A 15138-nucleotide genomic window follows, 5' to 3' on the forward strand; every position below is an offset into this window, starting at 1 on the left:
CCGTCCATCCCGCTACGCGGAACGAAGTTCGGGAGTCGTCTTATCCGTCGTCTTGATCGGTGAGCGCGCGTTCGACTCGCCTGACCGCCGCCGCGAGCGCGTCAACGAGTTCGTCATGCTCCGCGTTCAGAATAGACGGGGACGCGCTCGCGAGCGACAGCCCCCCGCGAACGCTCCTGTCCACGATAACCGGCATCCCGAGCGCGTAGATTCCCGAGATATGGCCCTCGCGATTGACCGCGTACCCGCGGTCGCGAGTGGTCGTGACGCTCGCGCGTATCGTCTTCCGAACCGCGTCGCCGCTCTCTGCTGCCCGCGTCTCGACGAATCGCTCGATTCGCGGCTCCGGGAGGTGCGCGAGTATCGCCTTCCCGGCTGCCGTCTCGTCGAGGTCAGCCCAGTCACCCACGAGCAACTCCGGGCTCGGCGTCGGATTCGACCCCGCGCCGTCTACGAACATCAGCCGCCCGTCCTCCTCGATCGCGCTCCACGTGGTGTGGCCGGTCTCCGCCGAGAGCGTGCGGATCTCGTCTCGCGCCGCCCGATAGAACGCCCCCCGAAAGCGAACGCGCGTCCCGAGTCGGAACCACGCGTGCGAGAGGCGATACCGGCCGTCCTCGTTCACCGCGAACCCGCACGCGGCGAGCGTCTGGAGGTGCCGATGCACCGTGCTCTTGCTCAGGGATAGCTGCTCCGCCAACTCGGTCACGCCCGCGTCACCGGCTGCGTCCAGCCCCTCCACGATTCGAAAGAGCGTCTCGTCCGACCCCACGCGCCGTTCGCTCATACGCCACACCTCGCACTCCTGGGTTAAAAATTCGTGCCGCACGGGCGCGTCGGCGCCCATGCGAATCGTCTCCCGCGGTTAGAACGGGAAGTCGCGGGGCTCGTGCTGGAGAGAGAGCCACTGCTTCTCGGTTATCTCACGGAGGAACGCCTCGCCGTTGTACGTCCCGACGCCGGACGCCCCGATGCCACCGAACGGGACGTGCGCCTCGTCGTTCACCGGCTGGTCGTTCACGTGGACGTGCCCCGTCTCCATCCGCCGCGCGATGCGCGCACCGGCCCCCACGTCGCCGGCGTGGACGCTCCCGGAGAGCCCGTACTCGGTGTCGTTCGCCATCTCGATCGCTTCGTCGACGTCGGAGAACGGTATGACGGGCGCGATCGGGCCGAAGTGCTCGTTACACGCCGTCGGCATCTCGTTCGTCACCCCGGAGAGGATGGTCGGCTCCACGACCAGCGAATCCTCGACGCCGTCGAGTTCGTGGATGCCGCCGCCGGTTTCGAGGGTCGCGCCAGCGTCGACCGTGTCCTCGACGTAGGAGAGCATCTTCCCGCGCTGGCGCTCGTCGATGATCGGCCCGACCACCGTCGAGGGGTCGTGCGCGCTCCCCCGCGGGAGGTCCTCGGCGCGCTCGGTAAGGCGTTCGACGTACTCGTCGTAGACGGCCTCGTGGACGATGTGGCGGTTGATGCTGATACAGACCTGTCCCTGATGGACGAACGACCCGAAGACGCCCGCGTCGATCGCTGCGTCGAGGTCGGCGCCGTCAGTGACGACGTGCGCGTTGTTCCCGCCGAGTTCGAGGGCGGCCTCCGCGAGGTTCTTACCCGCGGCCGCACCCACCCGCCGACCGACCTCGGTGGAGCCGGTGAACGCGACGACGTCGCTCTCGGGATGGCCGGCGACGCGGTCACCGATCTCGGACCCGCGCCCGGTGACGACGTTGAGGACGCCCGGCGGCAGGTCGGTTTCCTCGAAGAGCTTCGCGAACAACAGTCCGCCCGTGATCGGCGTGTTGGTGGCGGGTTTGAGGACGACGCTGTTGCCGGCGGCGATGGCGGGGGCGACGGCGCGCATTGAGAGGTTCAGCGGGAAGTTCCACGGCGAAATCACCGTCACCACGCCCGCGGGCGTTCGTCGGACCAGGTGTTCCTTGTCGGGGATGTTCGACTCGGCATGCTCGCCCTTCATGCGACGGGGGAGCGTCGCTGCCTCGCTCGCCTGATCCGAGGCGAGTTGGACGGACGTCTCCGCCATCACGCGCGTCCCGCCCGCCTCCGCGACGAGCAGGTCGATGACATCCTCGCGATAGTCCTGGAGTGTCCGGAGGACCTGCTGGACGACCTGCTCGCGCGCGGCGGGTGGGTGGGCGGCCCACGCCTGCCGGGCGTCGGCGGCGGCCTCGTAGGCGGCGTTGACGTCGGCCTCGGTCCCGGCGGGGACCTGCGTGATCACCTCGCGCGTCGAGGGGTCCTCGACGTCGATCGTCTCTCCGCTCTCGCTCTCCCGCCACTCCCCGTCCACGTAGAGCGCGTTCCAGTCCGCGCTTGGTGAGAGGTCTGCTGTCATACACCATCCTCACTCGGCTCGTGAAATATAAAATGATAGGAGATAATATGAAGGTGACATATCTCGACGCGTCGCTGTTCACGAGCAAACGCCGCTGTCCGACCTGGCCCGTTCAGCCGAGGTTGACGTTGATGGCTTTCATCTGCGTGTACTCGTCGAGTGCCTCCCGGCCGTTCTCTCGGCCGAGGCCGGACTGCTTGTAGCCGCCGAACGGCTGGCCGGCCGACACGTCGTTGTAGTGGTTGATCCAGACGACGCCCGCGTCCAGGTCGCGCGCCGTGCGCAGCGCGCGCGTGATGTCGTCCGTGATGATGCCCGCCGCGAGCCCGTACTCGACGTCGTTCGCCCGCGCGACGACCTTGTCCTCGTCGCTCCACGAGAACGTCTCCTCAACCGGGCCGAAGATCTCCTCCTGGACCGAACGGTGATCGTGGTCGAGGCCGTCGATGATCGTCGGCTCGTAGAACGCGCCGTCCGCAAGTGCGTCCTCGTCGGGACGTTCCCCGCCAGCGAGGACCGTCGCGCCGCTCTCGCGCGCCGCTTCAACGTACGACGCCGTCCGCTCTACCTGCCCCTGCGAGACCTTCGGCCCGAGATCCGTCTCCTCCAGAAGCGGGTCGCCGATCTGCATCCCGCTCGCGGCCTCCGCGAACGCGCCGAGGAACTCCTCCTCGATGTCCTCGTGGACGAAGAGCCGCGAGCCGGCCGCACAGCACTCGCCCTTGTTGAAGAAGATCGCCATCATCGCCGTTTCGACGGCCATCTCGACGTCCGCGTCCGGATAGACGATGAGCGGGCTCTTCCCGCCGAGCTCCAGCGTCGTCTTCTTCACGTCCTCGACGGCCGTCCGCATGATCTCCTTGCCGACGTCGGTCGAGCCCGTGAACGAGATCTTGTCCACGTCGTCGTGGCTGGACAGCGGTGCGCCCGCGTCCTCGCCGTAGCCCGTGACGACGTTGACGACGCCGTCCGGCACCACGTCGTCCACGAGTTCCATGAGCTTCAGAATGGAGAGCGGGGTCTCCTCGGAGGGTTTGAGGACGATGGTGTTGCCGGCGGCGAGCGCGGGTCCGAGCTTCCAGATGGCGATGAGGAGGGGGAAGTTCCACGGGACGATACCGCCAACGACGCCGTACGGTTCGCGGAGCGTGAACACCTGCTTGTCGCGGTCGAAGAGGTCGTCGGTCGGGACTGTCTCGCCGGTCACGGACCGCGCCAACGCTGCGTTGTACGTGAGGTGGTCGACGACGAGGCCCATGTCGCCCATCGCCTCCGTGACGGTCTTGCCGGTGTCGAGCGTCTCCAGTTTCGCGAGCGTCTCCTGGTTCTCCTCCACCCGGCGCGCGATATCGGCGAGTACGCGCTGGCGATCACCCGGCGAGTAGCCCGACCACACCTCCTCATAGGCGTTCCGGGCGGCCTTGACGGCGCGGTCGATGTCGGCGGCCGTGCCGGCGGGGACGTCCGCTAGCACCTCGCCCGTGGTCGGGTCCCGCGTCGCGAACGTCTCGCCCGACGCGCTCTCCACCCACTCACCGCCGACGTAGAGCCGATGGTGTTCGGGAAGGACGTCCGCGGCGACGTCGCGGTGGCGTCGCTTGATCTCGTCACTCTCTCCACTGGTCGGTTCCGATCCTGCGCTCATAGTTCGAACGAAGCTATCGAACCCTACTGATTTAAAATTATTGATTATTGCGCTCTGCCGGATCGGTGCGCGTGCGGTCGTGGACCGCTGACGCGTCGCCGACGGTCAGGCCGACTCGTCCGCGGGGTTCGCGTGGTTTCGTGCACCACAGGGGGACCGAGACGGTGAGGAGTCGCGCGTGGGTGACCGCCAACAACGCGGAATAGCCGCCCCTGGTCCCACGGATCACGCCGCGGACACTCGGACTCCTCCGTCTGGGACGACTGTCCGACTATCGCGCCCATTCCTCCAGGAGATAGCTTTATCATCCGATGTTCCGCAATGGACCTATGCTAGCATGACTGGAAGCTCCGAGTGGGTGCCGATGGGCGACATCGCCGACGAGTACGAGAAGAACCAGATGCCGGCGACCGACTCGCTGTCCGGGTCGTCGTACACGCTCAACTTCAAGGACGGGCGCGTCGTGGAGTACGAGCTCCGCGATCCCGAAACGCTCGAGTGGACGGTAACGGCCGGATCGGACGAGGGCGTGGGCGGTCAAGCGGCCTACACTGCGACGAAGCCACGCGACGACATCTACTTCGTGGATCACATGCGAGACGACGCGCCTCGAACCTCCACGTCGCTGGTCCTCGACCTCAACCGGGGAATCGCCACGTCCGTCACCGCAAGCATTCCCGCGTCCAAATCGGAGATGCCCCAGTTGCTACTCGAGAACGCGAACGAGGGCAAATCGCTGTCCGCCGGTGACGTGGCGTTCGACTGCGCGACGATTGGTCAGCCGTTTACCGAAGGGTCGGCGGTACACGAACGCACGGACGACCTTACGGGAAAGCGTATGCGGTACACCTACAGCGATAACAGCGTCTACGAGCACATCTACCTGAACGAAGAGCGCTACGTCTGGCACTGCTTGCGTGGCGAAGAACGCGGCCTCGCGGAAGCGTCTCCGTGCAGTTACTACGAAATCGCGGATGGTCTCTACATGATCGTCTGGGAGGAGGTCGTCCTTCCCGTCATCGGCGTCGTCCTGATCGACTTCCACGCGATGAAGACCACCGGGAAGATGCTTTGCGACGACAAGAACGACTTCGAGGGCGTCGTTAACATCCCGATGGGCGCCCACGCGGAGCAACTCAACGTAACCCCTACCCTCGACTGACCACCACGCGACAACCGTCGAAGCCGCCCGACACGCTACTGGCCCATGAACGGGCATACGATGTCCGCACGCCCCACCGGGACGACGCAGCCGACGCACTGCCGTCCAGCGATCCCGCAGAGTAGCACGACCGATGGTCAGATCAGTGTCACTCTTCCGGCGTCATCGCGCATCCTCGATAAAGGACGCGGCGCGCTCCGCTATCGCGATCGTGGGGGCGTTCGTGTTCCCGCCGACGATCTCGGGCATGATCGAGGCATCAGTGACGCGTAGCCCTTCGACGCCGTGGACGCGAAGTCGGTCGTCGACGACGCCGTCGCCCTCGGCCCCCATCCGGCACGTTCCCACTGGGTGGTAGACGGTCGTCGCGTGCTCCCGGACGAACGCCTCGATCTCCTCGTCGGACGTGACCGACTCACCCGGATGCACCTCCGCGCCGCGATAGTCGTCGAGCGGCGAGGTCTCGACGATCTCTCGGACCAGTTTGACCCCTTCGACGAGGGGCTCGATGTCGCCGTCCTCGGTGAGGTACTGCGGGTCGATGACGGGGGACTCGTGCGGGTCGTTTGACGCGAGGCGCACGGTCCCAGTGCTCTCCGGACGGATCTGGGTCGGCATCATCGTGAAGTACTTCCGACCGTCGTCCGGGGCATCGAGGCCGTGCTCGAGGAGGTAGACCGGGGCGTTGTGCAACTGCAAGTCGGGTGCCGGGGCGTCGGGGTCGGTCCGAACGAACGCGCCGGTCTCGATCACGTTCGAGGAGGGCGCGGGGTTCGCCGGCCCGGCGGTCCGCTCGTACACGACGCCGAGTTTGAGGTGGTCCTGGAGGTTCCGACCGACCTGCGGGAGGTCGACGCGTACATCGATTCCGTGCTTGGAGAGGTGCTCGGCCGGCCCGATGCCGGAGAGCATCAGGAGCTGTGGCGAGTTGATCGCGCCCGCCGACAGCAGCACCTCGCGCTCGGCGCGAGCCTCGTGAGCGGTCCCGTCGCGCTCGTACGCGACGCCGGTCGCGCGGTCGCCGTCGAAGGTGACGCGGGTCGCCTGCGCGTTCGTTTCGACGGCGAGAGTCGACCGGTCGAGCGCCGGCTTCACGAACGCCGCCGCGGAGCTACAGCGTTCGCCGTCCGACTGCGTGAGGTCGTAGAATCCGGATCCAGCCTGCGTCGGGCCGTTGAAGTCCGGGTTGTGTTTGACACCGGCCGCGTCCATCGCGTCGACGAACGCCTCGGAGACCGGGTGCGGGTCCAGCGGTTCCGCGACGTTCAGCGGGCCGCCGGTGGCGTGGTAGTCGTCCGCGCCGCGCTCGTGGTTCTCGGAGCACTTGAACTGTTCGAGCATCGCGTCGTAGCTCCAGGCGTCGCCGCCGCGCTCCGCCCACCGGTCGTAGTCGTACGGGTGGCCGCGGACGTAGATCATGGCGTTCATGGAACTCGACCCGCCGAGCGTGCGGCCGCGCGGGTGGTAGAGCTGTCGGTCGTTCAGCTCCGGTTGTGGGACGCTCCGATAGTTCCAGTCGGCGTCCGTCTCGAAGAGCTCCGGGAACCGCGCGGGCGTGTGAATCGCGTCGTCGTCGTCGGGCGCGCCGGCCTCCAAGAGGAGGACGTCAGCGTCTCCGCTCGACAGGCGGTTCGCGAGCACGCAGCCCGCCGAACCAGCGCCGACGACGACGTAGTCGTAGGTGGAGTCACCCATATCCCTATTATTACGATAAAATATTATAAATCTATCTCCCGACAATATGCGGCGTCTCTCGAAAACCGAGTGAGAGGAGGTTTCGCCGGCTCAAATAGCGGTTTCGAATCGAATAGCCGACGCGCTGGACGCGCCACCCCCACCCGAATAGTTTTTTGACGTTTTCCAGCGGGGGGCGGCCATGGTGATTCGATGCGAGGCCGGGACGCGTCCGGAGTTCGTTCGCTCTCGCGGGACTCCGACTCGCGGCCAGGTGACGGCGCGGCTGTCCCCGGGGAATCGGGTGCGCGCCATGTCGGCACGCGGAACGTCTGTTCCGCCAGTCGGGACGGCGTGGCGGACGTCGACGCTGAACCGCGGCCCGCCGCGACGAAACGCCCCGGGAACCGGTAGAATGTCTGTTCCGTTGATTCTTGTTTCGGGCGGCGAGTCGACTCGGAGTTCAGTCGCTCGGCGTGGCCTTCGCGTCCCGTCTCGCCTTGAGTTGCGTGAGGCCCACGGCGACCACGGAGAGCGCGACCAGGATTCCGAGCGTCGTCACCAGGACCGAGTTCCCCGAGTAGAACAACGCGATCAAGAGACCGACGATGCCGACCACCGCGACGATCGGCGTCGAGTCGGGGCCGCCCGCGTAGAACGGGCGCTCGGCGTCCGGATACTTGTAGCGGAGCGCGATGACGCTCGCCAGAATCGTGATGTAGACCACGATGAACAGGTCGGCCGCGGCGTTGACAAGGACAGTCGGGACGGACACGACCCACAGGAGGACGAGAATAATACCGCCCGTGAGTACGAGTGCAGCATCCGGCGTCTGGAAGCGAGGGTTGATGTGGCCGAGGACCGCCGGTAGGTAGCCCTCGCGGCCGAGGTTCCAGAGCTGCCGGGATGTCCCGGCGAGTACGGCGTTGAACGTCGCGCCCGTCGCAACGAAGCTGATGATCGCCATGATCCACTTGCCGGTGGCGCCGAAGAACACCTCGAACGCGGTCACCTGCGGGAACGGCGAGGAGGCGAGCGCCTGCGAGGCGACCGATCCGTCCATTGCGATGATGAACGGGATGCGAACGACGAAGACGAGCGCGAGCACGGTGAACATCGCCTTCGGGAGGACGTTCTTCGCGTCTTCGACCTCCTCGGCGAGCGGCCCGAGGACCTCCCAGCCGACGAGCAACCAGATAGCGAACGGAATGTACGCCAGGATGGGCGTCCACCCACCGGGCGACCACGAGAGCTGCGACGGTTCAAACGGCGAGACACCGAACCCGCCGATCTGGAGCAGCGACATGACTACGATGGCACCCGCGAGTGCGATCAAGAGAACGGCGGCGGTTTTGCCGACCCAGTCGATGCCGAGGATGTTGATTCCGACGAACCCGACCACCAGTATCGTTCCCCAAATCTGCCACGAGAGTACGTTTGGGAACACGAAGTTTAAAATGTGGCCGACGATGTTCGCCTCCGAGGCCAGCGCAATGAACACCAGCCAGTAGACGAGCCCGATAACGACGCCCGCGCTCGATCCGAAACTCCGTTTCGCGTACGTCGTGAAGCTTCCCGCGACGGGAAACATCGTGGCGACCTCGGAGAGTCCAAATGCCGTGAGAATCATCAGTACGAACGCGATGGCCATGCTGATAATCAACCCAGAGCCGATCTGGCTGACTGCGCTCCCTGCGACGTACAGCGTCGTCGAAGAGGTGACGAGACCGAAGCCGATCGCGACCGCGGTCCAATACCCTAGCTGGCCGGTTTTAAGCTCCGTATTCTTGCCTCCCATAGGTATGACAATAGCCACCAGCCACCAGGCAAGCATAAAATTTTGGATGAAGTCAACCTTTTCGGCGAACATGTTACCCCGTGTTGGCAGTTCGACCGATGGACGTCGTCATCCCGGTGATTTCGAGAACCCGGTCGCCGGCGGAGGACTGTTATCTCAGTGACTTCTCTCGCCGGTCACCGTGCCGTCGAGACTCCCCCCCGAGGTGCGTCCTCCGTCAGCACCCGAGGACTACTCAGATTCCGACGGGCGGATCGCCGACACCGGCTATCCGATGTCGGAGGAGATCACGACCTATCGGCCGGTAGCAGCGTTGTGGGGGACCGATCGCGACACCGGCGACGGAACTCGTCCACCGATACCGGTGCCCGCCCGCTAGCTCCCCCCCAAGAGGCGGTACGCTTCCAGACATCCCCGGCAGCAGAACGTTCCCTCGACGTCCGATGCCGTCACAGGCGACCCCGATAGCGACGCACCGCAGTGCGTGCAGCCGCTCATGGCAAAAGAAGGGGATGGTAGAACGGTAGATGGACGGTTGGAACGGCGATACCGAGCATCGAGAGGCCGTGCGAGAGCGGGATGTAGCCCATTACGAGAAACACCGCCCCGAGCGCGCGTCTCGAAAGCATGCCGTGGCGACCGTTGAGTGACCCGGCCGTCGTGCCGACCGCGAGCATCGTCGGCGTCGTCGAGATCCCGAGCACGCCGAGCGCGACGGCTCCTGACACCGGATCTGCTTGCGTGAACGCGTAGAGGTACGCGGGGAAGAGCAGCGGACACGGGAGCACGCTGTGCGTCGCGCCGAGCACGAGCACGCGCGGCGGGACGACCCAACCGTCCAGCGCCGACGAGACCGACCGATGGAGCCGACCGAACGCTCGTCCGCCGAGCCGTCCACCGGGAACGCGGTCCAGTACGCTCCCCATCCGACCGGACAGCCGATAGAGACCAACGCTAACGATGAACGTGCCGACGACGACACCGAATAGGGCCCGAACGAGCGTCCCATATCGACTCACGGCCGCTGCGCCGTAGAGGACCGTCCCTAACAGACCGAACGTGAAGCCGAGCGCGATGTATCCGGCCGTTCGTCCGAGATTGAACGTGAGCTGCTGGCGGACGAGTGTCGAGCGTTCGATGCCGCCCCGCCGGTCGTCGTAGCGCTCCGCGTAGAGCGACGCGAGCGGCCCGCACATCCCGATGCAGTGCGCGCCGCCGAGGAGTCCGACGAGCGCAAACACTCCCAGTTCGACCGTTGTCTTTTCGACGACAGCGCTCACGCACCACCACCTCGCCCGATCCGTTTCGGCGCGGTCAGCCGCCGGTCCTCGCGCGAACACGCCCCGAGTCGAGAGCGTGACGGGCGATCGGGCAGTAGTCGTAACGCGGTCCGTTCGAGTCTGTGTACGTACTGGGGCATCGATCGCTATCGTCCGCTGTCGCGTGCAGTCGTCAGTCGTCAGTCTGGCTCACCGCGTCGGGATCATCGTACTTCTCCGCCCGGCGCTGCTGGACGTCCTTGATGGCGTGTTCGGGAGGGACGTCTATCGAGGGATTCTCGTCGAAGAAGTTCACCGGTTCGAGCTTGAAGCTCGCGATATGTACTGGGAGGATCGGCCAGTCCTCCGGGCGCGTGATGTGGTTAACGCCGAGCGTATACCAGAGCACGATGTCCTCGCCGTCGAGCGAGCGGTCAGCCTCGGTCCACTCGGGAAGACCCTCACTGCCGGGGTTCTGGTTCGGGTACTCGCCGGCGGGGAACCGCTCGTCGTCGCGGTGTGGAGTCGCCCAGATGTGGTTATCGATGAATGACGCGCGCGCTTGCACGCTTGAGCCGGGCTGCGCGCACGCTTCGACGTTCTCGCCGGGCGCGAGCTTGTATCCGGCCGGCTCGTCGACGCAGTTCGTCTTGTTCGGATTGACGACCTGCCAGTAGCGGCCCTTGTGCGGGTCGGTGAGTTCCTGGGCTTCCTGTTCGGATTCGAGCTGGGTTTTCTCAGCGTAGAACGCCTGCCCAGCCGGATTCATCTGTTCGGGGTCGCCAGGCCAGTCGTTCTGCACGCCGTTCGGTCCCGCAGGGACAGCCTGGTTCTGGACGCGGTAGAGCTCGTTCTCTGCGCCATCGATGTCGACATCGAGGCGGAAATTGAAGAAGTGTTGGTGGATCATCCCCTTCACCTGTGGGGCGAGTTCCTCGGCGAACCCACCAGGGTCCTCGTCGGGAGCCATGAGGCCGACGCTGTCGATACCGGTGAGTCGCACCTGCCCCTCAATGGAGCCGTCCTGGTAGAGGTACCAGTTGAACTGGTAGTCGTAATTCCCAACGGTGGCGACGAAGGAGATGACGAGTCGGCGGTTTCGGCGCACTTCGGTGTTCTCGGTGCGCCAGTCGGTGTGCTTCCAGAGGGTACCGTAGTCCTCCTCGTGGAGGCAGATGGCGTTCGGAATGACGTTGACATCGCCACTGCTATCGCACATGACGCCGTCGAAGTAGTGCATGTAGCCGAGACAGTCACAGCCTTCTGTGAGCGGATTGGCGAGACTGCCGATGTTGTACTCACCGACGTCGAAGGCGTTCTTCCAGTTTTCGTTGGGGTCGCGGCTCCCGTACGGGACGGACATCTCGGCGCAGGACGCGCGATTGAGGACGGAGCGAATCTCACCGTCGTCCTCGTAGCCGACATTGTGGAGGACGAGTCCCTCGCGCTGCGTCCAGCCGACGCGCAAGTGCCAGTTCTGCCACTCAACTTTCCGGCCGTCGATGTCCCAGCTCGGCCCCTCGGGCTGATCGACGTTGTACGGCTTCAGGTCGGTGCGAAGGTCTCGGTGCTCCTCGCGGTACTGCGCGTCTTCGAGTTCGTCGATGACGTTCGACTCGCTGACGCCGGTGTCGAGTACCTTGACCACCTCCATGTCGTCCAGATCGACCCAGGCGTGGACGCCGTCGAGCGGGCGGGCGTATCCGTTGTCGTCTTCGCTGGTCCGGATGAAGGACATCGCGTGCGAGAGGCGACGGTCGGTGTCGATGTCGTCGGGGACGAGGTGGTGGCCGGCGGACCAGGGGTCAACAATAGCGAGGTCGAAGTTCTCGACGCCGCGTTTCGCGACGGCCTGCCGCCACTCTTCGTTCGCTTTTACGGTCTCTTCGCAACGATCGAACTCCTCGAGTGTGATGGACGGCTGGACCCCTTCGATGTGTTCCCAAGACGTGAGTTCGCCGTCGGTGAGGGAGATGTACGCCTCGTACGTCGCCTTCTCGATCGGGTCACGGAGTATGACGAACGCCTTGCGGGATGGCACGGTGCCGTTCTTTTCGTAGTCGCGGAGAGCGTCCTTCGAAGGCTCGTCGAGGACGATTTTCACGTAGCGAGTCGCGGAGTCAATGTCCCGTTCGCTTTCGAGGATGTCGCGTGCAGCCTCGATCTCGCTCCGTGTGAGGGGATCGACTGGATGATCGATAGTCTGATCGACCGCCGATTCTGGCTCTGTCGCCATGACAGGCAATGTCTTTCGAATCAAGCCTAATAAATGCTTCTGTGATCAAGGTCTGATGCTGTTCGATGCGTCCGCTGGTCGAACGGTTTCGTTCGATAGTCCCTGTATACAGGGTTGACGACCATATTTTTACACCAATATCGTCGTAATAGGTTGCTGGATACACTCTACTATTTATGCAGAAATTCCCGCTTCGCCCGACTGGAACAGCGAAACATAGCGTGATAATACACACTATGGTATATTTTCTCTTCTGACAAAAGTATGATGCACATTTTGAGATGAAAATTGAATGATCTATATGCCCTGAACTATATCAATTCCACCATATTGAGAGTTGCCACTCGGCACCTGAGGAGGATAGAGATGATACTCCATATATACGTATTCAAATTCGATACGTCTCTCTCAGCGACCGGTGTGGCACATCACTGGGGTACTAGTCCACGCGGGGTAACGGTTATGTTCCCATGCTAGTATTGTAACCGCATGCCAGACAGAACTGATCGAATTGTACAGACGACAGCGAGATCTTTGGATATCATCAACGTCGTGGAGGCTATGAATGGTGCGACGATGTCCGAACTCCGCGAGCAGATCGACATGGCGGAAAGCACGCTCTACAAGCACCTAAACGTGCTACTGGAGCACGGCTACCTGATGAAACGAGACGGCCAATACGAGCTCGGCTTCGAGCTGTTCCATCTCGGTGAGTACGTCAAGAAGACTGTCGAACCCTACCAGCTCATCAACCGCACGATCACGGAACTGCGAGAAGAGATCCCGGAGCAAGTCGAGTACGGCGTCGAATCGAACGGACTGCTCGTTGGATACATCCCCTCCACTGACTATAATTCGAGCTTATTCTACGACCTAACAGAAGATCCGAGGTGCGACGTCGTAGACTACGCTGGGAGCAAGGCGCATCTCCACACGAACGCGATCGGAAAAGCGATGCTCGCTGAAATGTCCGATCGGCGAGTCAGAGAGATAGCGGATCGATACGGTCTGGCGAAGCAAGCGAAAAACACGATAACATCCATCGACGCGCTGCTCGATGAGCTCACGACGATCCGCAGGAACGGGTACGCGACGACGGACGAAGAGTGGGACGACGGCCTTCGAGAGATCGGAATGGTCGTCGCGCCGTACGACGATGCTATCGGCGGATTCAACGCTTTCGGGCCGTTATATCAGGTCAGTGATGAGCGACTCTACGAGGAGCTGCCCGAGATACTAGCCGACACCGTCGAGAGCTTGGAGGCGGAGATCCGCGCCAGAGACAAGGACGAGAACACCGGCTGAGTCGGGTCAGGAGAGGGGTGGATAGTTGTCCGCCCACGGACGCCGGCGTTCGACCGCGCCGCTCGCCGCCAGCACGGTGTCCTCTGCGAACCGGGACCCGACGAGTTGTGCCCCGATCGGAAGCCCCTCACTGGAGAGTCCCGCGGGGAGGGACGCGGCTGGATGTCCAGTGAGGTTGAACGGCCACGTGAGGAAGGCCTCCTTGTCCGTCGACACCGGCGTGCCGTCGATCGCACCTGGGGCTCGCTCCCCCTTCTCGAACGGCGGTGTGGCGAGCGTTGGTGTGAGCAAGAGGTCGTACTCATCGAGAACGTCCGCAATGGATTCGTACGCGCGAGATCGAAGCACGTTCGCCTGGTGGTACTCCACCGCGCTGTACTCGCGCCCCCGCTCGACGTATTCGACGATATGGGGCGAGAGTTCGTCGCGGTGGTCGGCCATCAGATCGATGTTCATTCCTCGTTTGAGGCTCTCGAAACTCGACGCCATGCTGGACTCAATGAGCGTGTCATAGCTGCGCAAGAGTACTTCGAGCGAGAGCCCCAACTCGACGTCGATCGGCTCGACGGTCGCTCCAGCGGCTGTGAGTGTGTCTGCGACACCTTCGACGATGTCCACAACCGCAGACTCGACCTCGAAGACACCGAGGTCGCTGCTGAACGCGATAGAGAGCTCATCGATCGGGCGTTCGACTGCGTTCAGGTAGTCGATCCCGCCGTCGGGGACGCTGAGCGGATCGCGGGAGTGTTCGCCGGCTATCGTCGCCAGGAGGAGGGCGGTATCCTCGACCGTCCGCGTCAGGCCGCCGTACGAGACGAACGGAGCGACGTCGCGGAACAGGTCCGGCAGCGAGGCGTTCGGGACGGTTCCCGGCGTCGGTTTCAACCCGTACACACCGCACGCGCTCGCGGGAATCCGAAGCGAGCCCGCGACGTCTGAACCGAGCGCAATCGGGATCATCTGGGATCCCACGGCTGACGCGCTGCCGCCGGACGAGCCTCCGGCCGTCTTGCTGGAATCGAACGGATTGCCCGTCGAACCGAACATCGGGTTCGTTGTGTCGCCGGACGCCCCGAACTCGGGGCTGTTCGTCGAGCCCACCACAATCGCGCCCGCGTCTTGGAGTCGCTGGACGATGACTGATGTCGCATCGGGCAGAAGTTCACCGATCGGAGCCACCCCGCCGAGTGTGTACGGCATCCCTTCGACGTGTGAGTCGAGGTCTTTGAGCGCGACGGGGACCCCGTGGAGCGGTCCGACCGGCTCTCCATCGTCAAGCGCGCGTTCCGCATCGGCGGCCTCCTCGCGCGCAGCGTCTTCGCGGAGGTGGACGAACGCGTTGAGTTCGTCGTTGCGTTGCCCGATTCGATCGAACGTTTTATCAGTTTCCTCAACGGGTGAACGACGACCGTGGCGGATGTCGAACGCCAGTTCTACCGCGGACCGCGTCACATTTGCCATGCGTCGCCTGTGTGATGGTATAATATTAACGTTTCGCCGGTGTGGGTATCGGTGTTCGATGTGCCCAGTCGCCGCGCCGGATAGTGGCAGAAGGCGCTCGATCCACATATGAGAGAGCTTTCTAGCGTTCACCGGATTCATGGATGGTAGATACAACGGTACGCTCGCTCCGGTCCGGGGATCTCTCTCTCGTTTTCGGGCGGGCACCCCACCGCTTAGCGTTTGAACCTCCCTCACGAGGG

The 15138-nt window shown here is 63.9% G+C and carries 10 protein-coding genes; 2 read left to right on the top strand and 8 right to left on the bottom strand.

Going from position 1 to position 15138, the window contains the following annotated elements:
* Positions 1-40: 40 nt before the first annotated feature.
* From IEX91_RS12220 to IEX91_RS12230, 3 genes are all read right to left on the bottom strand, one after another.
* Positions 41-787, bottom strand: coding sequence for an IclR family transcriptional regulator (locus IEX91_RS12220; RefSeq protein WP_188879265.1), 747 nt, complete (start codon positions 785-787; stop codon positions 41-43).
* Between the two features lie 78 nt (positions 788-865).
* Positions 866-2356 (bottom strand): aldehyde dehydrogenase family protein, encoded by a 1491-nt coding sequence (locus IEX91_RS12225; protein ID WP_188879266.1) that lies wholly within the window; start codon positions 2354-2356, stop codon positions 866-868.
* A gap of 112 nt (positions 2357-2468) precedes the next feature.
* Positions 2469-4001, bottom strand: coding sequence for an aldehyde dehydrogenase family protein (locus IEX91_RS12230; RefSeq protein WP_188879267.1), 1533 nt, complete (start codon positions 3999-4001; stop codon positions 2469-2471).
* Positions 4002-4338: 337 nt separating this feature from the next.
* Here IEX91_RS12230 and IEX91_RS12235 point away from each other — a divergent pair, with 337 nt between their 5' ends.
* Positions 4339-5163, top strand: a complete 825-nt coding sequence (locus tag IEX91_RS12235) for a MoaF C-terminal domain-containing protein (protein ID WP_229772865.1) — start codon at positions 4339-4341, stop codon at positions 5161-5163.
* Positions 5164-5325: 162 nt separating this feature from the next.
* On the opposite strand, the gene IEX91_RS12240 is transcribed toward IEX91_RS12235, so the two are convergent.
* The 4 genes from IEX91_RS12240 to IEX91_RS12255 form a co-directional block, all read right to left on the bottom strand.
* Positions 5326-6858 carry a GMC family oxidoreductase gene (locus IEX91_RS12240; protein ID WP_188879268.1) on the bottom strand — a complete coding sequence of 511 codons (1533 nt, stop codon included), beginning with the start codon at positions 6856-6858 and terminating at the stop codon, positions 5326-5328.
* Positions 6859-7300: 442 nt separating this feature from the next.
* The gene (locus IEX91_RS12245) at positions 7301-8707 is read right to left on the bottom strand and encodes an APC family permease (RefSeq protein WP_229772866.1); all 1407 of its coding nucleotides are present in this window, start codon (positions 8705-8707) and stop codon (positions 7301-7303) included.
* A 422-nt stretch (positions 8708-9129) separates the two neighbouring features.
* Complete coding sequence (locus tag IEX91_RS12250; RefSeq protein WP_229772867.1) at positions 9130-9915, bottom strand: sulfite exporter TauE/SafE family protein; 786 nt, start codon at positions 9913-9915, stop codon at positions 9130-9132.
* Positions 9916-10087: 172 nt separating this feature from the next.
* On the bottom strand, positions 10088-12130 hold the full coding sequence (locus tag IEX91_RS12255) for a primary-amine oxidase (RefSeq protein WP_188879270.1): 2043 nt from the start codon (positions 12128-12130) through the stop codon (positions 10088-10090).
* Positions 12131-12619: 489 nt separating this feature from the next.
* Between IEX91_RS12255 and IEX91_RS12260 the strand changes: the two genes are divergently transcribed.
* Positions 12620-13435, top strand: coding sequence for an IclR family transcriptional regulator (locus IEX91_RS12260; RefSeq protein WP_188879271.1), 816 nt, complete (start codon positions 12620-12622; stop codon positions 13433-13435).
* Positions 13436-13441: 6 nt separating this feature from the next.
* Here the strand turns inward: IEX91_RS12260 and IEX91_RS12265 are convergent, their stop codons facing one another.
* Entirely contained in the window at positions 13442-15133 is a 1692-nt protein-coding gene (locus IEX91_RS12265) for an amidase (protein WP_211086999.1), read from the bottom strand.
* Positions 15134-15138: the final 5 nt, after the last annotated feature.

Source organism: Halarchaeum nitratireducens (genome assembly GCF_014647155.1).
In the GTDB taxonomy this organism is placed as follows: Archaea; Halobacteriota; Halobacteria; order Halobacteriales; family Halobacteriaceae; genus Halarchaeum; species Halarchaeum nitratireducens.